The organism is Pseudomonas sp. B611 (assembly GCF_055407965.1).
In genome coordinates, this window is the sequence record NZ_JBUZST010000004.1 from 312713 (window position 1) to 338750 (window position 26038).

Genomic DNA, 26038 nt, shown 5'->3' on the forward strand with positions numbered 1-26038 from the left:
TGTGATTATCGCCAATGCGGCAAGGAGCCCTCGTGCCCATAGTTGAAATGGAACGTCGCCAGGTGGTGGTGATCGGTGCCGGTCCGTCCGGGGCCATCGCCGCCGCGCTGTTAAAGCGCAAAGGGCATGATGTATTGATTATCGAGCGCCAGCATTTTCCACGGTTCTCGATCGGCGAAAGCCTGCTGTCCCACTGCATCGACTTCATCGAAGAAGCCGGCATGCTCGACGCTGTGCAGGCCGCCGGTTTCCAAGTGAAAACCGGCGCCGCGTTCGCCTGGGGCGAGCGCTACAGCGCGTTTGATTTCAGCGATACGTTCAGCCAGGGCAAGCCGACCACCTTCCAGGTGCAGCGCGGCGAGTTCGACAAGCTGCTGGCCGATCAGGCGGCGCTGCAAGGCGTGGAAATCCGCTACGGCGAAACCATCGTCGGCGTCGATTTCAAAGGTGAAACCCACTACCTGCACGTACGCCGCGAGAACGGCAGCGAGTACCACCTCAAGGCCAAGTTCGTGCTCGATGCCAGCGGCTACGGGCGAGTACTGCCGCGACTGCTGGACCTGGAAGCACCGTCGGATTTCCCGGTGCGCCAGGCGGTGTTCACCCATATCGAAGACCGCATCGAACATCCTGGGTTTGATCGCACCAAGATCCTCATCACCACCCACCCGACCCAGCGCGATATCTGGTTCTGGAGCATCCCGTTCAGCAACGGTCGCTGCTCAGTGGGTGTGGTCGCGGCCAAGGAGCATTTCGACGGCCGCGACGGCGACCTCGATGCGTGCCTGCGCGGGTTTGTCGACGAAACCCCGAGCCTGTCCAACGTGCTGCAAAACGCCGTGTGGGACACGCCGGCGCGCACCATCGGCGGCTACTCGGCCAACGTCAAGACCCTGCACGGGCCGGGCTTTGCGCTGCTGGGCAATGCGGCAGAATTCCTCGACCCGGTGTTCTCGTCCGGCGTGACCATCGCCATGCGTTCGGCAAGCATGGCCGCCGCCCTGCTGCATCGCCAGCTCAAAGGCGAAACCGTGGACTGGCAAACCGAGTTTGCCGAACCCTTGAAGCGCGGCGTGGACACCTTCCGCTGCTACGTCGAAGGCTGGTACGCCGGGACGTTCCAGGATGTGATCTACCACCCGGACAGCTCGCCGGAGATCCGCCGGATGATCTGCTCGATCCTCGCCGGCTACGCGTGGGATGAGCGCAACCCGTTTGTCAGCGAGCCCAAGCGGCGCTTGCGGATGTTGTCGGAAATCTGTGCGGGCGAGCCGGTATGAGCAGTCAGTACCTGAGTAAAAATTACGTCGAAGAAACCAGGTTCGGCTTCTGGTTTTTGCGCAGCCACACCTGGCAGCACCATGTGTTGCGCGTGGCGATCAACGACCTGCGCAGCCTGTTCACTGACCCGCTGCCAGAGGCGCCGGTGCTGCTGGATGCCGGTTGCGGCCAGGGCAAGTCATTCCAATACCTGCGCCAGGTGTTTGCCCCCGCACGCCTGATCGGCCTCGACGCCGACCCCCACAGCCTGAAACTGAGCCAGGCAGAAGCGGCGCGCCAGAGCATGGCCGTGGAACTGATCGGCAGCGACTGCGCCACCCTTGACGTGCCTGACGCCAGCGTCGATATCCTGTTCTGCCACCAGACCTTCCACCACCTGGTCGAACAGCATCGCGCGCTGAAAGAGTTCTACCGCGTGCTCAAGCCGGGCGGGTATCTGCTGTTTGCCGAGTCCACCGAAGCCTATATCGACACCTGGGTGATCCGCTGGCTGTTCCGCCACCCGATGCACGTGCAGAAAAGCGCCGAGCAATACCTGGAGATGATCCGCGAACAGGGCTTTGAATTCGGCCCGCAGAACGTCTCGTACCCGTATCTGTGGTGGAGCCGTTCCAGCGATTTCGGCCTGCTGGAACGCTGGGGCCTGCGCAAGGCGCCGCCGGTGGGGCAGCGCGAAGAAACCCTGGTCAACTGCGTGGCACGCAAGCCCCTGGCGAGCGCGACCCCATGATGCGTGTGTTGCTGATCGGCTGCCTGTTGTTGCTGAGCGCCTGCGCCAGCCAGCCACCGTTGCCGGAGAAAACCCCGAGCCTGGCCTTGCCCCTGCAATTGCACGTGCAACGCCTGGCCGACGGCCAGAGCCAGGACTGGCTGCTGGTGATCCAACGCGAAGGCGGCAGCATTCGCTGGTCGATGATGGACCCGCTGGGCATTCCCCAGGCCCGGCAAAAGCTGATCGATGGGCAATGGCAGGCCGACGGCTTGCTGCCGCCCAATCCCCAGGCGCGCGAGCTGTTTGCCGCGCTGCTGTTTGCCCTGACCTCGGCCGATGACCTGCGCGCGCTCTATCCGACGGCGCAAGCCATGGACCTGACGCGCACCCTGCCGGGCCATTGGCAGATCGTGTATCAGTCGTCCGAGGTGTTCAGCGTGAACATCAGCGGCCAGCCCCTGAGCTACCGCATCACGCCGCTGGGGGCCGCGCAATGACGGCCTACCTCAACGCCCTCGGCGTGATCTGCGCCCTCGGCCGCGGCCAGGCCGAGGTCAGCCGCAGCCTGTTTGCCGGCGACTGCTCGGGCATGCGCGCCGAAAGCGGCTGGGTGCCGGAGCGTGTGTTGCCGGTAGGCGCTGTGCACGGCGAGCTGGCGACTATCCCCGCAGAACTCGGCCAGCAGAGCAGTCGCAATAACCAGCTGCTGCTGGAAGCGGCGTTGCAGATCGAGGGCGAGATTCGCCAGGCGATCCACACCTACGGCGCGGCGCGTGTCGGCGTTGTGCTGGGTACCAGCACTTCGGGCATCGATGAGGCCAGCCGTGGCATCGCCCATTTCCTGCGGGAAAACCAGTTCCCCGGCGACTACGACTACCAGCAGCAGGAACTCAGCGCCCCGGCGAACTTCCTCGCCGACTGGCTGCAACTGAGCGGCCCGGCCTATGTGATCTCCACCGCCTGCACCTCCAGTGCCCGCGCGCTGATGAGTGCGCAGCGCCTGCTGGACCTGGGCGTCTGCGATGCGGTGATCTGTGGTGGCGTGGACAGCTTGTGCAAGCTCACGCTCAACGGTTTCAGCTCGCTGGAAGCGGTGTCGAACGAGCGCTGCAACCCGTTCTCGGTGAACCGCAACGGCATCAATATCGGTGAAGCAGCGGTGCTGTTTGTGATGAGCAAGGAACCGGCGCCCATCGCCCTGCTGGGCAGCGGCGCCAGTTGCGACGCGCACCATATCTCCGCGCCCGAACCCAGCGGCAAAGGCGCGTTGCAGTCGATGCGCAAGGCGTTGGCCAGCGCAAAATTGCAGCCCGGGCAGATCGGTTACCTGAACCTGCACGGCACCGCCACCCAGCACAACGACGCCATGGAAAGCCTGGCCGTCGCCAACCTGTTCCCGCACGGCGTGACCTGCTCATCGACCAAGCCCATGAGCGGCCACACCCTCGGTGCGGCTGGCGCGCTGGAAGCCGCCTTCTGCTGGTTGAGCCTGACCCACGGCCAACTGCCGCCGCACGTCTGGGACGGCGTGGCCGACCCGGCGCTGCCAGCCTTGCACTGGGCACAGCTTGGCGACACCCTGGAAAAACGCTGCCTGATGAGCAACTCGTTTGCCTTCGGCGGCAACAACGTCAGCCTGATTATCGGAGAGGCCCCATGACCCCTTGGCCACTCGCCGAACTGCTGCCTCATGCCGGCGACATGATCCTGATCGACCAGGTGCTGTCGTACGATGAAGAGCAGATTCGCACCCGCGTCACCGTCACCCCCGGCGGCCTGTTCAACCGCCCCGACGGCAGCCTGCCAGCCTGGGTCGGCATTGAGTTGATGGCGCAAAGCGTCGCCGCCTACGCCGGTTGCCGTGCGCGCCACAAAGGCGAAGCGGTGGAACTGGGCTTCCTGTTGGGCACACGCAAGTTCGAGTGCAACGTGGAGCATTTCCCGGCCGGCGCCGAGTTGACCATCCACGGCCTGCGCTCCCTGGAAGACGACAACGGCATGGGTGTGTTCGAATGCCACCTCACCGGCGAGGGCATCCAGGCCAGTGCGCGCTTGAACGTATTCCGACCGCCCCAGGCGGCCACCTATTTAGATGAATCGAAGGACGTAACGCCATGACTGAATCCGTACTGGTCACCGGCTCCAGCCGTGGCATCGGCCGCGCCATCGCCCTGCGCCTGGCCCAGGCCGGGCATGACATCGTGCTGCACTGCCGCAGCGGGCGCGCCGAAGCCGACGCGGTACAGATCGAAATCGAAGCCCTGGGCCGCAAGGCGCGGGTGCTGCAATTCGATGTGGCAGACCGGGCTGCGTGCAAGGAAATCCTCGAAGCGGATGTGGAGCAGCATGGCGCCTATTACGGCGTGGTGCTCAACGCCGGCCTGACCCGCGACGGCGCGTTCCCGGCGTTGTCGGAAGACGATTGGGACGTGGTAATGCGCACCAACCTGGACGGTTTCTACAACGTGCTGCACCCGGTGATGATGCCGATGATCCGCCGTCGCGCCGCTGGGCGTATCGTGTGCATTACGTCGGTGTCGGGGTTGATCGGCAACCGTGGCCAGGTCAATTACAGCGCGTCGAAAGCCGGCCTGATTGGCGCGACCAAAGCGTTGGCGATTGAGCTGGGCAAGCGCAAGATCACCGTCAACTGCGTCGCGCCGGGGTTGATCGACACCGCGATGCTGGATGAAAACGTACCGGTGGAAGAGCTGATGAAGATGATCCCGGCGCAACGCATGGGCACCCCTGAAGAGGTGGCCGGCGCGGTGAATTTCCTGATGTCGGCCGAAGCCGGCTACATCACCCGCCAGGTCCTGGCTGTGAATGGAGGCCTGTGCTGATGAAGCGCGTCGTCGTCACCGGCATGGCCGGCATGACCTCCCTGGGCGGCGATTGGGCCACCATCTCGGCCAACTTCCGCGCCAACCGCAGCGGTATCCGGCGCATGGACGAGTGGGACCGGTTCACCGAACTGAACACGCGCCTGGCCGGGCCGATTGACGATTTCGTCGTGCCGGCCCACTGGACGCGCAAGCAACTGCGCAGCATGGGCCGCGTCTCGCGCCTGGCGGTGTGGGCAGCGGAACAGGCGTTGCAGGACGCCGGCTTGCTCGGCGACGAGTCGATCAAGGACGGGCGCATGGGCGTGGCCTGTGGTTCGTCCACCGGCAGCACCGACGAGATCAAGGCGTTCGGCAATATGCTGCTGAACTCGGTGGCCGAGGGGCTGAATGCCAACTCCTATGTGCGCATGATGCCCCACACCACGGCGGCGAATATCAGCATCTTTTTTGGCCTGACCGGGCGGCTGATCCCCACGTCCAGCGCCTGCACCAGTGGCAGCCAGGGCATCGGCTACGCCTATGAGGCGATCAAGTTCGGCCGCCTGCCGTTGATGCTCGCCGGCGGCGCCGAAGAGCTGTGCCCCACCGAAGCCATGGTGTTCGATGCGCTCTACGCCACCAGCCTGAAAAACGATGCGCCGCAAACCAGCCCACGGCCCTACGACAGCGGCCGCGACGGCTTGGTGATCGGCGAAGGCGGCGGCATGCTGGTGCTCGAAGAACTGGAACATGCGTTGGCGCGCGGTGCGCATATCCACGCGGAACTGGTCGGCTTCGGCAGCAATGCCGACGGCCAGCACACCACGCGCCCGGAACAGAAAACCATGCGCCGTGCGATGGAGCTGGCGCTGGAAGACGCCGGTCTGGAGCCGTCCGCCATCGGCTACGTGAACGGCCATGGCACCGCCACCGACCAAGGTGACGTCGCCGAGACCCTGGCCACCCACGCCCTGTTCGGCAGCCGCATGCCCATCAGTTCGCAGAAGAGTTTCCTCGGCCACACCTTGGGTGCGTGCGGCGCGCTGGAGTCGTGGTTCAGCATCGAGATGATGAACCGCAACCAGTATGTGCACACCTTCAACCTGGACTCCGTCGACCCGCAATGCGGCGAGCTGGATTACCTGCAAGGTGAGTTCCGCGAGATGCACCACGACTACGTGATGAACAACAACTTTGCCTTTGGCGGCGTCAACACGTCGCTGATCTTCCGCCGCTGGTCCTGACTTTTTAATCGATTGGAGAATACGGAATGTCTTCCTTGCTACGCGCCACCCTGATCACCCTGGCCCTGCTGACCACCGCCGGCTGCACCAGCAAACCCGTGCTTAACACCCAGCACGAACTGCCGGCCGACATCCAGATCAGCGAAGAAAAAATGAAGACGGTGATTGTCAGCGCACTGCAAAAACGCGAGTGGACCGTGCAGCGCCTGAGCCCGCAACTGGTGCAGGCCGAAATCACCATTCGCAACCAATATTACGCCGCCATCGACATCCGCTACACCCGCAACAGCTACGCCATCACCTACCGCGACAGCCGCGACCTGGGCTACAAGGACGGCAAGATCCACCGCAACTACAACCGTTGGGTGAACAACCTCGACCACGACATCCTGGCCGGGTTGCGCAGCAATGGCGCAAACGAGGCAGGCTCGGCGGCGCAGCTGTTTGAGCAAACCGGCACTACCAAGTAAAGCTGAGGTTGTGGTTTCTCCAGAAACGACAAAGGGCGCCTTTCGGCGCCCTCTTCACAAACAGGTTGGCTTGTCATCGCCGCGTCCTGCCTGGCTCTGCGATGGCTGGTTGCCCAGGATCCTCAGAGTCTCACAAGCCCCTTTCGGGAACGGGGGGAGTGTGCCTGAGCAACCCTGATTGGAAAACCCTGAAGATCATGTATGGGAGCCTTGATCCGTCAGACAACCGCATAGCTATTAACGAAGCTGACCGCAACGGTCCGAAGTGGGGTTTGCGCACCGGGAGGGGCCGGAAGAGGTGGTATGGGCACTGGCTGGCCGTAGTGAATACATTGAAGATCATAAGTTCCGGGCGTAATACCTAGATTGATCAAACCCTGCACCGGCCTTTCGCCTCGAATAAACACGCCGCCGTATCTTCGCAGCGCAAAAAACGCCGAGTAATCATCTAGCACAAACGTTGCGATCAACACTGGGAAAGGAATAATCACATCCACTAGATAGAACTCGAAAACATCGCCAATCCTCGTACTGCTCGGCAACAGATATTCCAGTTGGTAATAGTTTGGCCCGAACGGCTGGGTTATTTTGGGCGCCACACTTCTCATCCAGGCCCAGCCTGGCGGCGGAAACGGCGGAAGTGGGGGAAACGGCAGCGGGTCAAAAGCAGCCGACATGGTGGTGCCAGGCAAAAGAAACGGAAAGTTCGCAGCCACTGGCGTGATGACCACTTTAAACCCCTTTGCACAAGAAACCTGAAAACCAACCATGGTTGATTGAGTTGCACACTACGGTATCGATGGCATAGGCCCGGGTCACCTGTCAGAAAATACAGTTATCTATATCAATTAATTATGAGCAGTTACTGCTTTATCACCTGTAAGCCGCCAGAAGAATCAGTGCTCCCCATTACACTGCTGCCTTACGCGTCAACAACTCCACAAACCCCTGCGCCATCGGCGTCTGCGCACCCTTGCGCTGCACCAGCCACACCGCCGTCACCGCCTCCTCATCCAGCAACGTGCGATAGACCACGCCATCAATGCGGATGCGCTGGTAAGACGCTGGCAGCACCGATACGCCCAATCCCGCGGCCACCAGGCCGATGATGGTCATCGCCTCCCCCGCTTCCTGGGCGAAGTGCGGGCTGAAACCGGCGTCACGGGCCAGGTTGATCAGCTGCGCATAGAGCCCACTGCCATAGCTGCGCGGGAAAAACACAAACGGTTCCTCCGCCAATTGCGCCAGGTGCAAGCCACGCTCACTGCCGTCCACCAACGGGTGGCCGGCGTTCAATACGGCTACCAGCGGCTCGCGCATCAACTCGACCACACTCAGCGAATCCGGCAATGGCAGCGGGCGCATCAGGCCGACCTGGATCGACTCGTCCACCAGCGACTCGGCGACCTGGGTGCTGCTCATCTCCTGCAAGTTGAGGTGAACCGCCGGGAACGCCTGGCGAAACGCAAAGATCGCCTGGGGAATGCTGGCGTTGAAGGGCGCTGACGAGGTGAAGCCGATCTTCAATTCCCCCAGCTCACCCAACTGCGCACGGCGTGCCACGTCCGCCGCCTTGTCCACCTGGGCCAGCACCAACCGCGCCTCATGCAGGAACAAGCGCCCCGCTTCGCTCAGCTCGACCCGACGATTGGTACGCTCAAACAAACGCGCCCCCACCTCTTGCTCCAGCGCCTGGATCTGCTGGCTCAGCGGCGGTTGCGAGATGCCCAGCACTTGCGCGGCGCGGCCGAAATGCAGTTCTTCGGCGACGGCGATGAAGTACCGCAGATGTCGTAATTCCATGCCAGCCTCATTAGGTCGTAAAAGCTCTCAAACAGGTCGAACAATATATTGGAAAGAATCATTAGCCAGCTATATTCTTTTTTGCATGGCCGGTCCTGGCACGCTTTCCCTCCCCGAGGTCCCCGTGAATTCTGCTGTCGCTCCACTCGCTCAAGAAGTCCCGCCCACTGCCCTGGATGAGGTGGTGGCCCAGCTCAATGACGCGTACATCGAAAAAGGCACGCCGATGTTCATGCGCACGGTGCTGGCGCTGTTCTCCGGCGGTTTTGCCACCTTTGCCCTGCTGTATTGCGTACAGCCGATGATGCCGGCGCTGTCCCACGAGTTTTCCATCAATGCGGCGCAAAGCAGCCTGATCTTGTCGGTCGCCACCGCAATGCTCGCCTGCGGCCTGCTGATCACCGGGCCGATTTCCGACCGCTTGGGACGCAAGCCGGTCATGGTTTCAGCCCTGTTCTGCGCCGCGCTGGCGACCATCGCCAGTGGCTTGATGCCGACGTGGGAAGGGATTCTGCTGATGCGCGCATTGGTGGGCTTGTCATTGAGCGGCCTGGCCGCCGTCGCGATGACCTACCTGAGCGAAGAAATCCACCCGCAACACATCGGCCTGGCCATGGGCTTGTACATCGGTGGCAACGCGATTGGCGGCATGAGCGGGCGCTTGATCATGGGCGTGCTGATCGACTTTGTCAGTTGGCACACCGCTACATTGATCATCGGCGCCCTGGCGCTGATCGCGGCAACAGTGTTCTGGAAAATCCTCCCCGAATCGCGCAACTTCCGCGCCAGCAGCCTCAAGCCGCGCAGCCTGCTGGATGGCTTTGTCATGCATTTCAAGGACGCCGGCCTGCCGTGGCTGTTCCTCGAAGCGTTCCTGTTGATGGGCGCATTCGTGACGATGTTCAACTACATCGGCTATCGCCTGCTGGGCGATCCGTATGACTTGAGCCAGGCCGTGGTCGGCCTGTTGTCGCTGGTGTACCTCTCGGGCATCTACAGCTCGGCGAAAATCGGCTCCCTCGCCGACCGCCTCGGCCGCCGCCGTGTGCTGTGGGCCACCATCGTATTGATGCTTGCCGGTATCGCCCTGACGCTGTTTACCCCGTTGTGGCTGGTGGTGCCGGGCATGCTGATCTTCACCTTCGGTTTCTTCGGCGCCCACTCGGTGGCCAGCAGTTGGATCGGCCGCCGCGCGGTGAAGGCCAAGGGCCAGGCGTCGTCGTTGTACCTGTTCTGCTATTACGCGGGGTCGAGCGTGGCGGGGACGGCGGGCGGGTTCTTCTGGCATTACGCCGAGTGGAATGGGATTGGTGGGTTTATCGTGGCGTTGTTGGTTGGGGCGTTGCTGGTGGCGTTGAAGTTGGCGAAGTTGCCGCCGCTGGGGCAAGCAACGACATGACTTCGTGTTAGAAAAAAAACCGCTTCACCGCGGTTTTTTCGCCACAGGCTTGCGCTTCATTCCAGTGCTGACCGAGTCATGGAGCGCCATCGCACGGCCCCCATCCCACTCGGCCTGCATCGCCGAAAACAACTCGACGTCGATGCGCGCTTGATGCGCAATAAGCGCCTCGGACATCGCCTCAGCAATTCGCTCGATGATCATCCCAGGCTTCTCCACCGCGCAGTACTTACGACCAAATTCCATCAGTTGCTGGCGATCTGGATAAGCCTTCACCTTGTTCATCTTGATTGCCAGGGTACGGTCAACCAATGAACGGCCAGACTTGGGGTTGTAGTTCTCATACACAGTGGTAGTGGTGACATCGAATACAGGCGCTATCTGCACCGTCTCACGAGCGCCCGGATGGGTGTAGATCACACCAAAGTTTTTCAGGTGTGCGTCACCGTTACGCACCATGACCGACAAGCAAACCGATGAGAAAAACCGCTCAAGCTCACGTAGCGGTTCACCTTGCGCACAGACATGATTGATCACCGCAGCGAGGGTTTCGTAGCTCTGGGAATACTTGTAGTTGTCATGGGGATCTTTGTTGAGCCCCAACAGCACGGCCATGTCTTCAAAACCAAGCCGCCCCGAGGGAGTAAGGTCAAAGCGCTCCATGACAAACAGATCCCCCCCTTCGGACAACCAGAAAGGTGGTGTCTCCATGCCCGCCATGCGGGCAGCTTCCATGCAAAGGAACTCGTTCTGTGCCAAGTGAGCATACTCATCGGCGCCAGATTTCACGATCAGGTCAGAACTGAGCATGGTTTTGCGGTTGCCGGCCAGCTTGTCCAGATCAGGCACCAGCACCTTGGGCTGCACGCCGGATATACCCGACTCGAAATAGGTCTCCACCAGAAACTCGAAGACGCCCTGGGAGCTATCGGCTGACAGTATTTGCTGGAGCCCCACCTGAGCCGTTACGGGAACTGATACCTCGGCAGGATTCTGGTACGTCAGCCGACCAATCTGATTGCCACCGATCACCGACAACAGGCGCATTTCATCCACCTGCATGTGCTTGGCCATCCGTCGCTTGATCTGATCGGCCAGAAAACCTTCTGGTACGTTCATATCGAAAATTGGATGCAATCCATTGCTGACTGAAGGTGTCGGGTCATAGGGCATGACCAGCGATGCCTCTCGCTCGGCATCAGCTGACGAATAGGAAAACGCGAACTGCGAGCCTTTGGACAATTCGCCTGAGCGCCCCTGAGGAGTGAGGACGTTGAGCAATTTGACTCTACTCATCGTGCTCCACCAGGTCCGCCAGGGATTTGAGATCAATGCGTTTATCGACAACTTCCAATGCCATTCCCAAAGCAGAAATCACCCTGAACACCGTATACATCGCAACATTTTCACCCGCTTCAAGATCCATGATGGTCTTGCGGTTGCACTTGGCCCGATCCGCCAGTTGCGCTTGGCTATAGCCTTTGGCTCGGCGCAGTTGTCGTATTCTGTCGCCCAAATCAGGCGGGTTGATCAGCAACATAATGTCACCCAAAACGGACTTTGAAGATGCGTATCGCATGTTATGTCCGCAATAGCGGACATAACAAGCACCTTACGTCCGCTGACCTCAAACAAAAACGCCCGGCATAAACCGGGCGTTTTTATTGGGCAGCGATCACTCGTGATACTGCGCGGACAGTTCATGCACCGCACGCAAGAACGCACCGGCATGCTCCGGGTTCACTTCCGGCGTAATGCCATGCCCCAGGTTGAACACGTGCCCACTGCCCTTGCCGTAGCTGGCGAGGATACGGCCGACTTCGGTGCGGATCGCTTCCGGCTTGGCGTACAGCACGGTCGGGTCCATGTTGCCTTGCAGCGCCACGCGGTTGCCCACGCGCTGGCGGGCTTCGCCGAGGTCGCAGGTCCAGTCCAGGCCGAGTGCGTCGGCACCGGCGTCGGCGATGCTTTCCAGCCACAGGCCGCCGCCCTTGGTGAACATGATCACCGGCACTTTGCGGCCTTCGTGTTCGCGGATCAGGCCGCTGACGATCTTGCGCATGTAGGCCAGGGAGAATTCCTGGTACGCCGCCGACGACAGGTTGCCGCCCCAGGTATCGAAGATCTGCACGGCTTGCGCGCCGGCCATGATCTGCGCGTTGAGGTAGGAGGTGACCGACTGGGCCAGCTTGTCCAGCAGCAGGTGCATGGCTTGCGGGTTGTCGTAGAGCATGGCCTTGGTCTTGCGGAAGTCTTTCGACGAGCCGCCTTCGACCATGTAGGTGGCCAGGGTCCAGGGGCTGCCGGAGAAGCCGATCAGCGGCACACGGCCATTGAGCTCGCGGCGGATGGTGCTGACGGCGTCCATCACGTAGCCGAGGTCCTTGTGCGGATCAGGGATCGGCAGGGCTTCGATATCGGCCAGGGTGCTGACGACTTTCTTGAAACGCGGGCCTTCGCCGGTTTCGAAGTACAGGCCTTGGCCCATGGCATCAGGGATGGTGAGAATGTCGGAGAAAAGGATGGCCGCGTCCAGTTGCGGATAGCGGTCCAGCGGCTGCAGGGTGACTTCGCAGGCGAACTCCGGGTTCATGCACAGGCTCATGAAGTCGCCGGCGTTGGCGCGGCTGGCGCGGTATTCCGGCAGGTAGCGACCGGCCTGGCGCATCATCCACACAGGGGTGACGTCCACGGGTTGCTTGAGCAGGGCACGAAGGAAACGGTCGTTCTTGAGGGCAGTCATGTCGGCATCCGCAAAAAAAGTGCGGGCATTTTCTCAGAGCCGGACGCAAAAGGCACGGAGTGCGCCGTGCCTTTTGTCTATCGGGTTGATTTGAAGCAATGTCTTGAACACGCTGAAACTAAATGTGGGAGCGGGCTTGCTCGCGAAAGCGGTGGGTCAGTCGACACATCTGGTGACTGATACTCCGCATTCGCGAGCAAGCCCGCTCCCACAGTTTGATCCCATTTCAGCGTGGGATCGGGGTCAGACCTGCAAGTAGTCCAGGATGCCTTCAGCGGCATTGCGGCCTTCGAAGATCGCGGTGACCACCAGGTCAGAACCGCGCACCATATCGCCACCGGCGAAGATCTTCGGGTTGCTGGTCTGGTGCTTGTACTGGCCTTGTTCCGGGGCAACAACGCGGCCCTGGCTGTCGGTCTGGATCTGGAACTGCTCGAACCACGGCGCCGGGCTTGGACGGAAGCCGAAAGCGATGACCACGGCGTCGGCCGGGATGATTTCTTCGGAACCCGGGATCGGCTCAGGGCTGCGACGGCCACGGGCGTCCGGTTCGCCGAGACGGGTCTCGACCACCTTCACGCCTTCGACGCGGTCTTCACCAACGATGGCAATCGGCTGGCGGTTGTAGAGGAATTTCACACCTTCTTCCTTGGCGTTCTTCACCTCTTTGCGCGAGCCGGGCATGTTGGCTTCGTCACGACGATAGGCACAGGTCACCGACTTGGCGCCCTGGCGGATCGACGTACGGTTGCAGTCCATCGCGGTGTCACCACCGCCCAGTACCACGACCTTCTTGCCTTTCATGTCGACGAAATCTTCCGGCGACTTTTCAAAGCCCAGGTTGCGATTGACGTTCGCGATCAGGAAGTCCAACGCGTCGTAAACGCCCGGCAGGTCCTCACCGGCAAAGCCGCCTTTCATGTAGGTGTAGGTGCCCATGCCCATGAACACGGCATCGTATTCTTCGAGCAGTTGCTCCATGGTGATGTCTTTGCCGATTTCGGTATTGAGACGGAACTCGATACCCATGCCGGTGAACACTTCACGACGGTGGCTAAGGACGGTTTTTTCCAGCTTGAACTCGGGGATGCCGAAGGTCAGCAGGCCGCCGATTTCCGGGTTCTTGTCGAACACCACCGGAGTCACGCCGCCACGCACCAATACGTCGGCGCAGCCCAGGCCGGCAGGGCCGGCGCCGATGATGGCGACGCGCTTGCCGGTCGGCTTGACCTTGGACATGTCCGGGCGCCAGCCCATGGCGAACGCGGTGTCGGTGATGTACTTCTCCACCGAGCCGATGGTCACCGCGCCAAAGCCGTCGTTAAGGGTGCACGCACCCTCGCACAGACGGTCTTGCGGGCACACCCGGCCGCACACTTCCGGCAGGGTGTTGGTCTGGTGCGACAGCTCCGCGGCGGCGAGGATGTTGCCCTCGGCCACCAGCTTGAGCCAGTTGGGAATGAAGTTGTGCACCGGGCACTTCCATTCGCAATACGGGTTACCGCAACCCAGGCAGCGATGGGCCTGGTCGGCCGAGTGCTGGGGTTTGAAGGGTTCGTAGATTTCCACGAACTCTTTCTTGCGTTGACGCAACAGTTTCTTCTTCGGATCTTTGCGCCCGACATCGATGAACTGGAAGTCGTTATTCAGACGTTCAGCCATGTTAAAACCTCATCAAACTCTTCAGGCGCATATCACTGCGGGTTGGCACGGATGCTGGAAAGCAACGATTTCAGGTTGGCAGCCTTGGGCTTGACCAGCCAGAAACGACGCAGGTAATCATCGAGGTTTTCGGCGAGGTTGCGGCCCCATTCGCTGCCGGTCTCCTCGACGTACTCGTCCAGCACGTGCTGCAAGTGGTTCCGGTAGGACTCCATGGCTTCGCCGCTGATCCGCTGGATCTCGACCAACTCGTGGTTGACCTTGTCGACGAAGGTGTTGTCCTGGTCGAGCACGTAGGCGAAACCGCCGGTCATGCCCGAACCGAAGTTGTAACCGGTCTTGCCCAGTACCGCGACAAAGCCCCCGGTCATGTACTCGCAGCAGTGATCGCCAGTGCCTTCCACCACGGTGTGGGCACCGGAGTTGCGCACGGCGAAACGCTCACCGGCAGTACCGGCGGCGAACAGCTTGCCACCGGTGGCGCCGTACAAGCAGGTGTTGCCGATGATGGCACTGTCCTGGGTCTTGTAGACGCTGCCTTTAGGCGGAACAATCACCAGCTTGCCGCCGGTCATGCCCTTGCCCACGTAGTCGTTGGCGTCGCCTTCCAGGTACATGTGCAGGCCACCGGCGTTCCACACGCCGAAGCTCTGGCCCGCAGTGCCTTTGAAGCGGAAGGTGATCGGCGCTTTCGCCATGCCTTGGTTGCCGTGCTTGCGCGCGATTTCGCCGGAGATGCGGGCGCCGATGGAACGGTCGCAGTTGCAGATATCCAGGGCGAAGTCGCCACCGCTGGCGTCGTTGATCGACGATCCGGCGATTTCCACCATCTTCTCGGCCAGCAGGCCTTTGTCGAACGGCGGGTTGCGCTCGACGCCGCAGAACTGCGGTTTGTCGGCCGGAATGTGATCACTGCCGAGCAGCGGCGTCAGGTCCAGGTGGTGCTGCTTGGCGGTCTGGCCCTGGAGGATTTCCAGCAGATCGGTGCGACCGATCAGCTCTTCAAGGGAACGCACGCCGAGCTTGGCCAGCCACTCACGGGTTTCTTCGGCGACGTAGGTGAAGAAGTTCACCACCATGTCGACGGTGCCGATGTAGTGATCCTTGCGCAGCTTCTCGTTCTGGGTCGCCACGCCGGTGGCGCAGTTGTTCAGGTGGCAGATGCGCAGGTATTTGCAGCCCAGGGCGATCATTGGCGCGGTGCCGAAGCCGAAACTTTCGGCGCCGAGGATCGCGGCCTTGATCACGTCGAGGCCGGTTTTCAGGCCGCCGTCAGTCTGCACCCGCACTTTGCCGCGCAGGTCGTTGCCGCGCAGGGTCTGGTGGGTTTCAGCCAGGCCCAGTTCCCACGGTGCACCGGCGTACTTGATGGAGGTCAGCGGCGAAGCGCCGGTGCCGCCGTCGTAGCCGGAGATGGTGATCAGGTCGGCATAGGCCTTGGCCACGCCAGCGGCGATGGTGCCCACGCCGGCTTCTGCCACCAGTTTCACCGAGACCAGGGCCTGCGGGTTGACTTGTTTCAGGTCGAAAATCAGCTGCGACAAGTCTTCAATCGAGTAGATGTCGTGGTGCGGCGGTGGCGAAATCAGGGTCACGCCCGGCACTGCATAACGCAGCTTGGCGATCAGGCCGTTGACCTTGCCACCTGGCAGTTGACCGCCTTCGCCCGGCTTGGCGCCTTGGGCCACCTTGATCTGCAGCACTTCGGCGTTGACCAGGTATTCCGGGGTCACGCCAAAACGGCCAGTCGCGACCTGCTTGATTTTCGAGCTCTTGATGGTGCCGTAGCGCGCCGGGTCTTCGCCGCCTTCGCCGGAGTTGGAACGCGCACCCAGGCGGTTCATGGCTTCGGCCAGGGCTTCGTGGGCCTCAGGCGACAAGGCGCCCAGGGAGATACCGGCAGAGTCGAAGCGCTTGAGGATCGATTCCAGCGGCTCGACTTCGCTGATGTCCATCGGCGTGTCCAGGGTCTTCACCTTGAACAGGTCGCGGATCATCGAGACCGGGCGGTTGTCCACCAGGCTCGTGTATTCCTTGAACTTGGCGTAGTCGCCCTGCTGCACGGCGGCTTGCAGGGTGTTGACCACGTCCGGGTTGTACGCGTGGTATTCGCCACCGTGCACGAACTTCAGCAGGCCGCCTTGCTGGATCGGCTTGCGCGCGCTCCAGGCTTCGGCGGCCAGAGCTTTCTGCTCGGCTTCGATGTCGACAAAACGCGCGCCCTTGATGCGGCTTGGCACGCCACGGAAGCTCAGGTCGCAGACTTCTTCGGACAGGCCGATGGCTTCGAACAGCTGCGCACCGCGATAAGACGTGACGGTGGAGATGCCCATCTTCGACAGGATCTTCAGCAGGCCCTTGGTGATGCCTTTGCGGTAGTTCTTGAACACCTCGTAGAGGTCGCCCAGCACTTCACCGGTGCGGATCAGGTCGCCGAGTACTTCGTACGCGAGGAACGGATACACCGCCGAGGCGCCGAAACCGATCAGCACCGCAAAGTGGTGCGGGTCACGGGCGGTGGCGGTTTCGACGAGGATGTTGGAGTCGCAGCGCAGGCCTTTTTCGGTCAGGCGGTGGTGTACCGCGCCAGTGGCCAGGGAGGCGTGGATCGGCAGCTTGCCCGGGGCGATGTGACGGTCGGTCAAAACGATCTGGGTACGACCGGCGCGCACGGCTTCTTCGGCCTGGTCGGCGACGTTGCGCACAGCGGCTTCAAGGCCGAGGCTCTCGTCGTAGTTCAGGTCGATGATCTGGCGGTCGAAGCCTGGGCGATCCAGGGTCATCAACGAACGCCATTTCGCCGGGGAAATCACAGGCGAGCTGAGGATCACGCGGGAGGCGTGCTCAGGGGATTCCTGGAAGATGTTGCGCTCGGCACCGAGGCACACTTCCAGCGACATCACGATGGCTTCGCGCAGCGGATCGATCGGTGGGTTGGTTACCTGGGCGAACTGCTGGCGGAAGTAGTCGTACGGCGTGCGCACGCGCTGGGACAGCACGGCCATCGGCGTGTCATCGCCCATGGAGCCGACGGCCTCGTAGCCTTGCTCGCCGAGCGGGCGCAGCACCTGGTCGCGCTCTTCGAACGTGACCTGGTACATCTTCATGTATTGCTTGAGCTGGTCGACGTCATAGAAAGCCGAACCGTGGTCGTTGTCTTCCATGGTCGCCTGGATGCGCAGGGCGTTCTTGCGCAGCCATTGCTTGTACGGGTGACGGGACTTCAAGCGGTTGTCGATCGCATCGGTGTCGAGGATCTGCCCGGTTTCGGTGTCCACGGCGAGGATCTGCCCAGGGCCGACACGGCCTTTGGCAATCACGTCTTCCGGCTGGTAGTTCCACACGCCGATTTCCGACGCAAGGGTGATAAAGCCGTTGGTGGTGGTCACCCAACGCGCCGGGCGCAGGCCGTTACGGTCAAGCAGGCACACCGCGTAGCGGCCGTCGGTCATTACGACGCCGGCCGGGCCGTCCCACGGCTCCATGTGCATCGAGTTGTACTCGTAGAATGCACGCAGGTCCGGGTCCATGGTTTCGACGTTCTGCCACGCTGGCGGAATGATCATGCGCACGCCACGGAACAGGTCGATGCCGCCGGTGACCATCAGTTCGAGCATGTTGTCCATGCTGGAGGAGTCGGAGCCGACGCGGTTGACCAGCGGGCCGAGCTCTTCCAGGTCCATCAAATCGTTGGCGAACTTGGTGCGACGGGCCACGGCCCAGTTGCGGTTGCCGGTGATGGTGTTGATTTCGCCGTTGTGGGCGAGGAAGCGGAATGGCTGGGCCAGCGGCCATTTCGGCAGGGTGTTGGTGGAGAAACGCTGGTGGAACACGCAGATTGCGGTTTGCAGGCGCTCATCGCTCAGGTCTGGATAGAAGGCGGTGAGGTCCGCCGGCATCATCAGGCCTTTGTAAATGATGGTCTTGTGGGAAAAGCTGCAGATGTAGTGCTCGGTGTCGGCGGCGTTGGAGACCGACGAACGACGACGCGAGGTGAACAGCTTGATCGCCATGTCCTGGTCGCTCAGGCCATCACCGGCGATGAACACTTGTTCGATCTGCGGCAGGCGCTCAAGCGCGAGGCGGCCGAGGACGCTGGTGTCGATCGGCACTTTGCGCCAGCCGACGAGTTGCAGGCCGGCAGCGACGATTTCGCGGTTCATGTTTTCGCGAGCGGCTTGGGCTTTGACCGGGTCCTGGTTGAAGAACACCATGCCCACGGCGTATTGCTTGGGCAGGTCGACCGCAAATTGCTCTTTGGCGACAGCGCGCAGGAACAGGTCGGGCTTTTGAATCAGCAAGCCACAACCGTCACCGGTCTTGCCGTCGGCGTTGATCCCACCGCGGTGGGTCATGCAGGTCAGGGCCTCGATGGCCGTTTGCAAAAGGGTATGACTGGGCTCGCCCTGCATATGGGCTATCAGGCCGAAACCGCAGTTATCCTTGAATTCATCGGGTTGGTACAGACCTGCTTTCATAGACACTTTCTCACCAGGCTGCCTCTTATATCGAGGCAAATTTCTTTTCAATTCAACCGGTTACCTTCCACGCCGAACGTACGCCGGCTTAGCGGGGGCAAAAGGGAGGTCATTGTACACACCGACACAGACGCTCACAAATTTAGCGACGAAATGTCGCAAATCTATGTCGCATTTATGAAAGGTTTAAAGCGATATGCTGTGCTAGTCAAAACTTTTTTAATTCTGACCGCTACGACTCAAAAGCCACTGTGACGCAGACACCACAAAGCGCGCGGTCTCTAGAGACTGCACGCCATGCGTTTTTTTTTGAGGTGCCGGGAGGGCGGCCTGGGTAAGGCCGCCGGATCTTCAGCGAGTTGCTGCCAGTTCTTGTTGAACGCTGGCGACAGTGCGAGGCCAAGGTTTACCAGCCTGAACCTTCGCTGGCAAGGATTTGATCGCAGAATCAGCGGCTGCACGGCTGGAGAAGTTGCCGTAGGTGACCACGTAGAGAGGCTTGCCGTTGAGCACTTTCTTGAAATAACGGTACTCGCCGCCCTGCTCTTTCACGAACGCCTGGGCGTTGGCTTCGGAACTGGTGCCGAGGATCTGCACCACGAAGTTGCTGGCAGGCTGGCTGCCATACCAACCGCTGCCCGCAGCGCCCGCTTTAGCGACGGTGACAGGCTTTTCAGCCGGCTTGGCGGCCGGGACCGGGGCTGGCTTGGCAGCAGGCGCAGGCGCGGCGACAACCGGCTTGGTCACTGGCGCCGGCTTGGCGGTGGCGACAGTCGGTGCCGGCGTCGGCGTCGGCTTGGCCACTGCGGCTGGCTGGCCTGCCGGCACGCCTGCAGGTGGCGCGGTGGTGGTGACGGTTGGCGGCGTAGCGCTGGAACCTTCCACCGGCACGCCGTCGTCGCCTTCGGAGATGCCACCGGCTTCTTCGGCGAGCGGGCCGCGCATCACCGGCTGACCGACCATCGGCAGGTTGGTCGGCTGGCCGGAGTTGGCGAATTCAACGTTTGGAGTAGGCTTGCCCAGTGGCAACTGCGCCTGTTCGGTTGGCGCGCCGGCAGTGGTCGGTGCCTTGCTGCGACCCGGGATCAACCAGGCGGCGGCAACAGCAACCACAACAACTGCGGAAATAGCCAATACGTGCTTCTTAGGCATAGTGAACCCCATCTTTGGACGCTTGACCGCAGAGCGGCTGGCAATCATGGCTTCGATCATGGCATCGCGGGCAACCTGGTTGATGGTGCCAGGCCAGCCGTCGGAGCTTTCGTGAATATCAGAGATCTGATTTGCCGTGAAAAGTTCGATACCGGCGCCTGCGCCTTCCAGGCGTTGAGCCAGGTATTCGCGGGTTTCTTCTTCTTCGTACGGCTGCAATTCGATCACGTGGAACAGCTCTTGATCACCGCTGATCTGCTCCAGATCGGCGATCAGCGACGACTCACCAAACAGGAACACATGCGGGCGACCTTCCGGCGTACCGGCGGCCAGCGCCAGCAGCGCTTCGAGGGCGGATTCGTCGAGCTGCTCGGCGTCATCCACCAGCAAATAGACTTCCTGGCCGGTCAGGCCCAGTTGCACCACTTGCTTGAGGATCGCGTTCGGCTCGGCCGTGGACACGTCCAGCGCCTGGGCCACCTGGCGCAGCACGCCAGCCGCATCACCGGCACCGCGAGCAGAGACCACCACGCTCTGTACCGATTGCTTGTTGGTGCTCGCCACCAACGCCTGGCGCAGCAAGGTCTTGCCGCTGCCCAACGGGCCGGTAACCACCAGCAACAACTGGCTGTAGCGCGCCAGGTGGTGCAGTTGCCCCAGCACTGGCTTGCGCTGGGCCGGGAAGAATTTGAAACCAGGCACCCGTGGAGCAAAAGGGTCGTGGCTTAACTGGTAGTGGCCGAGGAACGCCTCGTCGGCATGCAAACTAGTCATCGGGATCTGATTAACCTTTCAGCTGAGCCAGGGCGCGGTAATCCGCTCCCAGCGTGGCTTGTAAAATCTCTTTTGGATAATCGTCGGTTACCACGGCTTCGCCCATGCGGCGCAGCAGCACCAGTCGCAGTCGACCGTCGATCACTTTCTTGTCTATCGCCATATGTTCGAGGAAGTCCGCCTCGGTCATCTCTTCAGGCGGGATGACCGGCAAACCGGCGCGCTGGAACAGGCGGATACCACGATCCCGCTCCTGGGCGCTGATCCAGCCCAGGCGTTGCGACATGTCCAATGCCATCACTGTGCCAGCCGCTACGGCCTCCCCATGCAACCACACACCATAGCCCATGTGCGTTTCGATCGCATGGCCGAAGGTGTGGCCGAGGTTCAAGGTGGCCCGTACGCCGGACTCCCGTTCGTCGGCATTCACCACCAGCGCCTTGGCGGCGCAGGAGCGGGAAATCGCTTCGGTGAGTGCCACCTGGTCAAGGTTGCGCAAGGCATCGACGTGTTCCTCCAGCCAGGCCAGGAACGGCTCGTCGCAGATCAGCCCGTACTTGATGACTTCCGCCAGGCCCGCCGACAACTCGCGGGGAGGCAGGGTATTGAGGGTCGCGGTGTCGATCAGTACAGCCTGCGGCTGGTAGAACGCGCCGACCATGTTCTTGCCCAGCGGGTGGTTGATACCGGTCTTGCCACCCACCGACGAATCGACCTGGGACAGCAAGGTGGTCGGCACCTGAATAAAGTCCACGCCACGCTGGTAGCAGGCCGCCGCAAAGCCAGCCATGTCGCCGATCACACCGCCGCCCAGGGCGATCACGGTGGTGCGGCGGTCATGGCGTGCAGTCAGCAGGCCATCGAAGATCAGTTGCAGGGTTTCCCAGTTTTTGTGGGCTTCGCCGTCGGGCAGGATCACCGAGATCACCGAATACGCCGCAAGGCTGCGGCTCAGACGCTCTAGATACAGCGGCGCGACCGTTTCGTTGGAGATGATCGCCACTTGCCGCCCAGCAATGTGTGGTGCGAGCAACTCGGGCTGGTCCAGCAGACCCTCGCCAATATGGATCGGGTAGCTGCGCTCGCCTAGATCGACCTTAAGTGTCTGCATGTGTCCCCGCGTTAGAGATGGTGTGACGACCGGCAACGCCGAGATGGGGCGTTACCTGATGGCTCTACGCCACACCTCAGGAGGTGATGGCGCGCCGCCGAGAATAGCGCATTTCGGGCCTGGCTTTAACGGGGTGGCAGCCGTTGCAGGCGCTCAAGAATATCGAGAACCACCATCCGCGGCGGCCGCTCATCGGTTTCCACCACCAGATCGGCGATTTCCCGATACAGCGGGTCGCGCAGCGTGAGCAGGTCCCGCAAGGTTTTCTCCGGGTTGGCCGTGCGCAGCAGCGGGCGATTGCGATCGCGGGCGGTACGGCCCACCTGCTGCTCGACCGAGGCATGCAGATAGACCACCCGACCACCGGCATGCAGCGCCCGACGGTTTTCTTCGCGCATGACTGCGCCGCCGCCGGTGGCCAATACCACGCCATCGAGGCCGCACAGCTCGGCGATCATCGCCTGCTCGCGGTCACGAAAGCCCAGCTCGCCTTCCTTATCGAAGATCCATGGGATATTGGCACCCGTGCGCAATTCAATTTCCTTGTCGGAATCTTTGAATGGCAGGCGCAGCTCTTTGGCCAGCAAACGGCCGATGGTGCTTTTTCCAGCCCCCATCGGTCCTACAAGAATCAAATTTCGCACAGAATCAACGACTCACAGCAATCGCCTGGTTATTCATAATACGCGGAGTCAGGAATACCAGCAGCTCGGATTTTTTCTCCGCCAGCACATCGCGCCGGAAAAGGCGGCCAAGATACGGCACATCGCCCAAAAATGGCACTTTATCTACCACTTTGCTTTGGGTATTGGAGAAAACCCCGCCGATGACGATGGTCTCGCCATCCTTGACCAGCACCTTGGCGTTGACTTCGTTCTTCTTGATCGGCGGCACGTCGTTGAGTTTGTTCAGGTAGTCGGGCTCGTCCTTGGTGACCTTGACCTCCATGATCACGTGGCCGTCGGGGGTGATTTGCGGGGTGACTTCCAGGGACAGCGAGGCCTCCTTGAACGACACCGAGGTGGCGCCGCTGGAGCTGGATTCCTGGTAGGGGATCTCGGTGCCCTTGAGGATGCGCGCGGTTTCCTTGTCGGACGTGACTACCTTGGGCTGTGAGACGATTTCACCGTTGCCGGTTTTCTCCATGGCGGTCAGTTCCAGGTCCAGCAACAGGTTGTCGGTGATATAGGCGACGCCCAGGCCCGAAGTGCCGGTAATCGCCCCCAAATCGACAAACGGCGAGCTGGGCGGGTTTTCCGGCGGTTCTGCGCCCTCCGCTAAAGGCTTGGGAATTCCGCCAGCCGCCCAGTTCCCGCGATTGAGCCGCCCACCCCAGCGCGCGCCCAGGCTTTTGTCGTAATCCACATTGGCCTCGACAATCCGTGCCTCGATCATCACCTGGCGCACCGGGATATCCAGTTGCGCCACGATCCGCCGCAGCTCGTCCAGCCGCTCGCCGGTCTGGTAGGCAATGATGTTGTTGGTGCGGTCATCCACCGCCACCGAGCCGCGCTCATCGGTGCTGCCTTCCAGGCCCGTCACCGATTGGAAGAGCTTGGCCAGGTCCGCCGCCTTGGCGTAATTGACCTGCAACAGCTCGCGACGCAGCGGCGCCAGCTCGGCCATTTGCCGGCGGGATTCCAGCACAAGCAGTTCGCGGGCGGCCAATTCCTCAGCCGGCGCCACCAGCAACACGCCAGCTTTGATCCGCTTATCGAGGCCCTTGGCTTGCAGCACCAGGTCGAGCGCCTGGTCCCAGGGCACATCCTTGAGACGCAGAGTGATCGAGCCTTGCACGTCATCACTGGCCACCAGGTTGAGGCCCGCCACGTCGGCAATTTGCTGCAATACCGCACGCAATTCGATGTTCTGGAAGTTGAGGTTGAGCCTGTCCCCCGCCAAAGCCTGAGGCGGCGGCAGCTGGATCAGGTCTACGCGATTGGGCACAGCAACAGCCATCGGTGCCGTGAACGCTATCCATAGCGCCACACCGAAGGACAAGAAAGTCCTTTTCATTGATTTGATTCCGTTATGAGTTGACGTTTAACACGAGGGTTCGCGGGCGCTCCAGCCATGCACCCTGTTCATCGGGGAACAACTCGACCAGCTCGACATGCCCAGCGTAAATGGCCGTGACCCGACCGTGATCCGGCCCCAGGTAATCACCGACCGCCAGCCGGTGCACGGTAGAGGCCATGCGCAGCAGAACGAAAGCCTGCATGCCACGAGACAGAGTGCCGACCATTTCGAACTGGTCGACTGCGAACGCTTCCAGGGCGCCACGCGGCCGCGTGAGGTCCGGCGCCCGGGCTGGCCGCCCACGCGCGTGATCAGCCTGAACGGCCAGCGGCGTAAACGGATCGCGCAGGCCGGATGAGTCGTAGACAAAGCGCGCTCCCGGCGTGATGGGCTCAGCCTGCCGACCGCCCGCAGACGTACGCCAATAGCTCTTCACCAGCAGCTCAAGACGCAGCAGCCTGCCCTCCGGGCGCAGGGCAACCTCATGGGCCGTGGCGAATCGGGACAGGCCACCCAATGCGCTGACGAACATTGCCAGGTCGTGATAGCCGCCACTGACGCCAACCGCCACCGGTTGCTCGACATAAAAAGCCTGTGGCTGCTCATCCAGCGGCGTGACACTTTCAACCAACAAACCATTGGCCAATGCCAGCCGCGCAATGTCTTCCAGCAGGCCGGGCATTGCGGATTCAGCGGGCAGCGCTTGAAAAAGCCGATCAACCTTTGTCTGCATCAGTTCCATCTGACGGGCCCGCCCCTCCAGACCGGCAGCCAAGGCAGTTTTTTGCGCGATTTGCTGTTTCAGGGCCACTTCCTGCACCTCGGCCTGGTGCAACCGTTCCCGCGCAGGGCTCAGGTACACAAGGTCACCCACCACAAACAACAGGCCTGCCAACGCGCCACCCAGCAAGACTTTGCCAGGCAGGGGCCAATGTGCAGCGTTGTGAGTGAGCGCAGAAAGATCGAGCCTGGGCAGGCTCAAGGTTGCACCTCGTCAGACTCTCCCTGGCGCACCATCAACTGGAATTCATTGGCGCCGCGCGCGCCTTCCGTTCGCACGTGCTGCAAACGGGTGGCATGGGCGCCTTCAGTGGCCTCCAGGCGACGCATCAACTGGGCGATGTCCTGGCTGGATTCAGCGCTGCCACGAATACTCACCGTATCGCCCTTGGCCACCACTTCATGCAGGTGCACACCCTCCGGCACGGCGCGCGCCAACTGGTCCAGCAACTGGGCGCCGGCCGAGCGCCCATCGTGCAAGTCCTCGACAACCCTCATGCGCTGCGCCAATTGCTGGCTTTGCACGTGCAGGTCGTCGATGGTCTTGATACGTGAATCCTGGACGGCGAGGTCCTTGTCGAGGTGGCTGTTGCGCGTGACTTGCCGATCGATCGCCTGGTCGATCACTTGGTCCGCCAGCCACACCGCGGCGAGCGCCACACAGGCGAACGCCAGCAGCAACATCAGGAAAAACTTGCGCCGCCGTTCTGCCAGAGCCTGACGCCAAGGTAAAAGGTTGATTCGTGTCATCAAGCGAAACTCCTCAGGGCCAACCCGCAAGCAACTCCCATTCCCTGGGCATCCACGGCCCATTGTGCGCCATCGACTCGACGGCCCGGCGTGAAGCTGGCGAAATCCTGACTGCAAGCACGCGCCAATGCAAACCCTTCGACATCCACCACCCGCGCCACCAGCCCGGCCTGGGCCAAAACGGCCTCACGCGCCTCGACCTGTTCCCTGAGACAGGCCGCCAACAACACCTCGACCCGCGCCGGGTCCTGGGCGCATGGGCCCTGCACGTGATAGTCGATGGCCACGTCATCCAATGGATAGGGAATGTATTGGTCGGCCTCCATCTGAATCCGCCAGCCCACCTCTTCGTCGCTGAGCCCGGCCTCCATGTCGATCACCTGGGTAATGACCGACGGGCCTGCCACAGCAATTGCCGCGTACCTGGCTGACGTGTGCAATCGGGCCACTGCCTGCTGCAGTGCAAGCCCTACCGACTCAAGGTCTAGCAAGTTGCCATCAACCACCGCACGCAACGGCAGCGCCTGTGTGGCGTAGCCTCTGACGGTGTAACCGCTGCTTGAATGGCCCAGTTCGACCAGCCGGATCGCCGTGTCGCTGATGTCGACGCCGAGGACGGCATCAACTTTTCGCCTGAAAAATCCCTTTCTCATAAAACTCCCCAAAACTTTCCCTGTCATAACGGCGGGCCTACCGCCGGTTGGCCGCTGAGCAGGCGCGAATGACGCCCCAAGCCGAAAAATGCTTTAATGCCCAGCGTTTTTCCCCGCTTTTTACCTACAGCCCGGGTCGATCCATCGTTAGCCATGCATGCCCCGACGCCTAACCCATTCTT

22 protein-coding genes and 1 pseudogene are annotated in these 26038 nt (G+C 61.6%); 9 read left to right on the forward strand and 14 right to left on the reverse strand.

Annotated features, from left to right (window positions below; genetic code table 11):
- The first annotated feature begins 32 nt into the window (after positions 1–32).
- The 8 genes from ACZRMO_RS12130 to ACZRMO_RS12165 are packed head-to-tail and all read left to right on the forward strand — an operon-like array spanning position 33 to position 6532.
- Positions 33–1280, forward strand: a complete 1248-nt coding sequence (locus tag ACZRMO_RS12130) for an NAD(P)/FAD-dependent oxidoreductase (RefSeq protein ID WP_463973012.1) — start codon at positions 33–35, stop codon at positions 1278–1280.
- Positions 1277–2011: a class I SAM-dependent methyltransferase gene (locus ACZRMO_RS12135; RefSeq protein WP_463973013.1), complete on the forward strand. Its 735-nt coding sequence runs from the start codon at positions 1277–1279 to the stop codon at positions 2009–2011. Before ACZRMO_RS12130 ends, ACZRMO_RS12135 begins: the two co-directional genes overlap by 4 nt.
- Positions 2008–2490: a hypothetical protein gene (locus ACZRMO_RS12140; protein ID WP_463973014.1), complete on the forward strand. Its 483-nt coding sequence runs from the start codon at positions 2008–2010 to the stop codon at positions 2488–2490. Before ACZRMO_RS12135 ends, ACZRMO_RS12140 begins: the two co-directional genes overlap by 4 nt.
- Positions 2487–3653: a beta-ketoacyl-[acyl-carrier-protein] synthase family protein gene (locus tag ACZRMO_RS12145; protein WP_463973015.1), complete on the forward strand. Its 1167-nt coding sequence runs from the start codon at positions 2487–2489 to the stop codon at positions 3651–3653. The genes ACZRMO_RS12140 and ACZRMO_RS12145 overlap by 4 nt, the downstream gene beginning before the upstream one ends.
- Positions 3650–4111 (forward strand): hotdog family protein, encoded by a 462-nt coding sequence (locus ACZRMO_RS12150; protein WP_124525463.1) that lies wholly within the window; start codon positions 3650–3652, stop codon positions 4109–4111. Before ACZRMO_RS12145 ends, ACZRMO_RS12150 begins: the two co-directional genes overlap by 4 nt.
- Entirely contained in the window at positions 4108–4836 is a 729-nt protein-coding gene (gene fabG / locus ACZRMO_RS12155) for a 3-oxoacyl-ACP reductase FabG (protein ID WP_463973016.1), read from the forward strand. Before ACZRMO_RS12150 ends, fabG begins: the two co-directional genes overlap by 4 nt.
- Positions 4836–6062: a beta-ketoacyl-ACP synthase gene (locus ACZRMO_RS12160; protein ID WP_463973017.1), complete on the forward strand. Its 1227-nt coding sequence runs from the start codon at positions 4836–4838 to the stop codon at positions 6060–6062. Before fabG ends, ACZRMO_RS12160 begins: the two co-directional genes overlap by 1 nt.
- 26 nt (positions 6063–6088) lie before the next feature.
- Positions 6089–6532 carry a hypothetical protein gene (locus tag ACZRMO_RS12165; RefSeq protein WP_463973018.1) on the forward strand — a complete coding sequence of 148 codons (444 nt, stop codon included), beginning with the start codon at positions 6089–6091 and terminating at the stop codon, positions 6530–6532.
- A 218-nt stretch (positions 6533–6750) separates the two neighbouring features.
- On the opposite strand, the gene ACZRMO_RS12170 is transcribed toward ACZRMO_RS12165, so the two are convergent.
- On the reverse strand, positions 6751–7302 hold the full coding sequence (locus ACZRMO_RS12170; RefSeq protein WP_463973019.1) for a hypothetical protein: 552 nt from the start codon (positions 7300–7302) through the stop codon (positions 6751–6753).
- Positions 7303–7441: 139 nt separating this feature from the next.
- Entirely contained in the window at positions 7442–8335 is an 894-nt protein-coding gene (locus tag ACZRMO_RS12175) for a LysR family transcriptional regulator (protein WP_463973020.1), read from the reverse strand.
- 124 nt (positions 8336–8459) lie between these two features.
- Between ACZRMO_RS12175 and ACZRMO_RS12180 the strand changes: the two genes are divergently transcribed.
- Positions 8460–9734 carry an MFS transporter gene (locus tag ACZRMO_RS12180; protein WP_463973021.1) on the forward strand — a complete coding sequence of 425 codons (1275 nt, stop codon included), beginning with the start codon at positions 8460–8462 and terminating at the stop codon, positions 9732–9734.
- Between the two features lie 24 nt (positions 9735–9758).
- On the opposite strand, the gene ACZRMO_RS12185 is transcribed toward ACZRMO_RS12180, so the two are convergent.
- The 12 genes and pseudogenes from ACZRMO_RS12185 to pilM form a co-directional block, all read right to left on the reverse strand.
- Positions 9759–11030, reverse strand: coding sequence for a type II toxin-antitoxin system HipA family toxin (locus ACZRMO_RS12185; protein ID WP_463973022.1), 1272 nt, complete (start codon positions 11028–11030; stop codon positions 9759–9761).
- On the reverse strand, positions 11023–11274 hold the full coding sequence (locus ACZRMO_RS12190) for a helix-turn-helix transcriptional regulator (protein ID WP_207041261.1): 252 nt from the start codon (positions 11272–11274) through the stop codon (positions 11023–11025). Before ACZRMO_RS12190 ends, ACZRMO_RS12185 begins: the two co-directional genes overlap by 8 nt.
- 135 nt (positions 11275–11409) lie before the next feature.
- Positions 11410–12477, reverse strand: coding sequence for a uroporphyrinogen decarboxylase (gene hemE / locus ACZRMO_RS12195; protein WP_257782689.1), 1068 nt, complete (start codon positions 12475–12477; stop codon positions 11410–11412).
- 243 nt (positions 12478–12720) lie between these two features.
- On the reverse strand, positions 12721–14139 hold the full coding sequence (locus tag ACZRMO_RS12200; protein WP_016979195.1) for an FAD-dependent oxidoreductase: 1419 nt from the start codon (positions 14137–14139) through the stop codon (positions 12721–12723).
- Between the two features lie 32 nt (positions 14140–14171).
- Entirely contained in the window at positions 14172–18617 is a 4446-nt protein-coding gene (gene gltB, locus ACZRMO_RS12205) for a glutamate synthase large subunit (RefSeq protein WP_463973023.1), read from the reverse strand.
- 351 nt (positions 18618–18968) lie between these two features.
- Positions 18969–20543, reverse strand: coding sequence for an AAA family ATPase (locus tag ACZRMO_RS12210; RefSeq protein ID WP_463973024.1), 1575 nt, complete (start codon positions 20541–20543; stop codon positions 18969–18971).
- 10 nt (positions 20544–20553) lie between these two features.
- The gene (gene aroB / locus ACZRMO_RS12215) at positions 20554–21654 is read right to left on the reverse strand and encodes a 3-dehydroquinate synthase (protein WP_192298340.1); all 1101 of its coding nucleotides are present in this window, start codon (positions 21652–21654) and stop codon (positions 20554–20556) included.
- Between the two features lie 125 nt (positions 21655–21779).
- Entirely contained in the window at positions 21780–22298 is a 519-nt protein-coding gene (gene aroK / locus ACZRMO_RS12220; RefSeq protein WP_016979191.1) for a shikimate kinase AroK, read from the reverse strand.
- Between the two features lie 4 nt (positions 22299–22302).
- A pseudogene (locus ACZRMO_RS12225) lies at positions 22303–23544 on the reverse strand (type IV pilus secretin PilQ); the annotation flags it as partial.
- A 139-nt stretch (positions 23545–23683) separates the two neighbouring features.
- Positions 23684–24655, reverse strand: a complete 972-nt coding sequence (locus tag ACZRMO_RS12230) for a pilus assembly protein PilP (RefSeq protein WP_463973025.1) — start codon at positions 24653–24655, stop codon at positions 23684–23686.
- Positions 24652–25203, reverse strand: coding sequence for a PilN domain-containing protein (locus ACZRMO_RS12235; RefSeq protein ID WP_463973026.1), 552 nt, complete (start codon positions 25201–25203; stop codon positions 24652–24654). The genes ACZRMO_RS12230 and ACZRMO_RS12235 overlap by 4 nt, the downstream gene beginning before the upstream one ends.
- Positions 25203–25856, reverse strand: a complete 654-nt coding sequence (pilM, locus tag ACZRMO_RS12240; RefSeq protein ID WP_463973027.1) for a type IV pilus biogenesis protein PilM — start codon at positions 25854–25856, stop codon at positions 25203–25205. Before pilM ends, ACZRMO_RS12235 begins: the two co-directional genes overlap by 1 nt.
- Positions 25857–26038 lie beyond the last annotated feature (182 nt).

Bases quoted from the DNA above. Each gene is read 5' to 3' on its own strand.
- ACZRMO_RS12135 (WP_463973013.1), top strand. From the start codon at position 1,277: ATGAGCAGTCAGTACCTGAGTAAAAATTACGTCGAAGAAACCAGGTTC.
- ACZRMO_RS12140 (WP_463973014.1), top strand. From the start codon at position 2,008: ATGATGCGTGTGTTGCTGATCGGCTGCCTGTTGTTGCTGAGCGCCTGC.
- ACZRMO_RS12145 (WP_463973015.1), top strand. From the start codon at position 2,487: ATGACGGCCTACCTCAACGCCCTCGGCGTGATCTGCGCCCTCGGCCGC.
- ACZRMO_RS12150 (WP_124525463.1), top strand. From the start codon at position 3,650: ATGACCCCTTGGCCACTCGCCGAACTGCTGCCTCATGCCGGCGACATG.
- fabG (WP_463973016.1), top strand. From the start codon at position 4,108: ATGACTGAATCCGTACTGGTCACCGGCTCCAGCCGTGGCATCGGCCGC.
- ACZRMO_RS12160 (WP_463973017.1), top strand. From the start codon at position 4,836: ATGAAGCGCGTCGTCGTCACCGGCATGGCCGGCATGACCTCCCTGGGC.
- ACZRMO_RS12165 (WP_463973018.1), top strand. From the start codon at position 6,089: ATGTCTTCCTTGCTACGCGCCACCCTGATCACCCTGGCCCTGCTGACC.
- ACZRMO_RS12170 (WP_463973019.1), bottom strand. From the start codon at position 7,302: ATGGTTGGTTTTCAGGTTTCTTGTGCAAAGGGGTTTAAAGTGGTCATC.
- ACZRMO_RS12175 (WP_463973020.1), bottom strand. From the start codon at position 8,335: ATGGAATTACGACATCTGCGGTACTTCATCGCCGTCGCCGAAGAACTG.
- ACZRMO_RS12185 (WP_463973022.1), bottom strand. From the start codon at position 11,030: ATGAGTAGAGTCAAATTGCTCAACGTCCTCACTCCTCAGGGGCGCTCA.
- ACZRMO_RS12190 (WP_207041261.1), bottom strand. From the start codon at position 11,274: ATGTTGCTGATCAACCCGCCTGATTTGGGCGACAGAATACGACAACTG.
- hemE (WP_257782689.1), bottom strand. From the start codon at position 12,477: ATGACTGCCCTCAAGAACGACCGTTTCCTTCGTGCCCTGCTCAAGCAA.
- ACZRMO_RS12200 (WP_016979195.1), bottom strand. From the start codon at position 14,139: ATGGCTGAACGTCTGAATAACGACTTCCAGTTCATCGATGTCGGGCGC.
- gltB (WP_463973023.1), bottom strand. From the start codon at position 18,617: ATGAAAGCAGGTCTGTACCAACCCGATGAATTCAAGGATAACTGCGGT.
- ACZRMO_RS12210 (WP_463973024.1), bottom strand. From the start codon at position 20,543: ATGACTAGTTTGCATGCCGACGAGGCGTTCCTCGGCCACTACCAGTTA.
- aroB (WP_192298340.1), bottom strand. From the start codon at position 21,654: ATGCAGACACTTAAGGTCGATCTAGGCGAGCGCAGCTACCCGATCCAT.
- ACZRMO_RS12235 (WP_463973026.1), bottom strand. From the start codon at position 25,203: ATGACACGAATCAACCTTTTACCTTGGCGTCAGGCTCTGGCAGAACGG.
- pilM (WP_463973027.1), bottom strand. From the start codon at position 25,856: ATGAGAAAGGGATTTTTCAGGCGAAAAGTTGATGCCGTCCTCGGCGTC.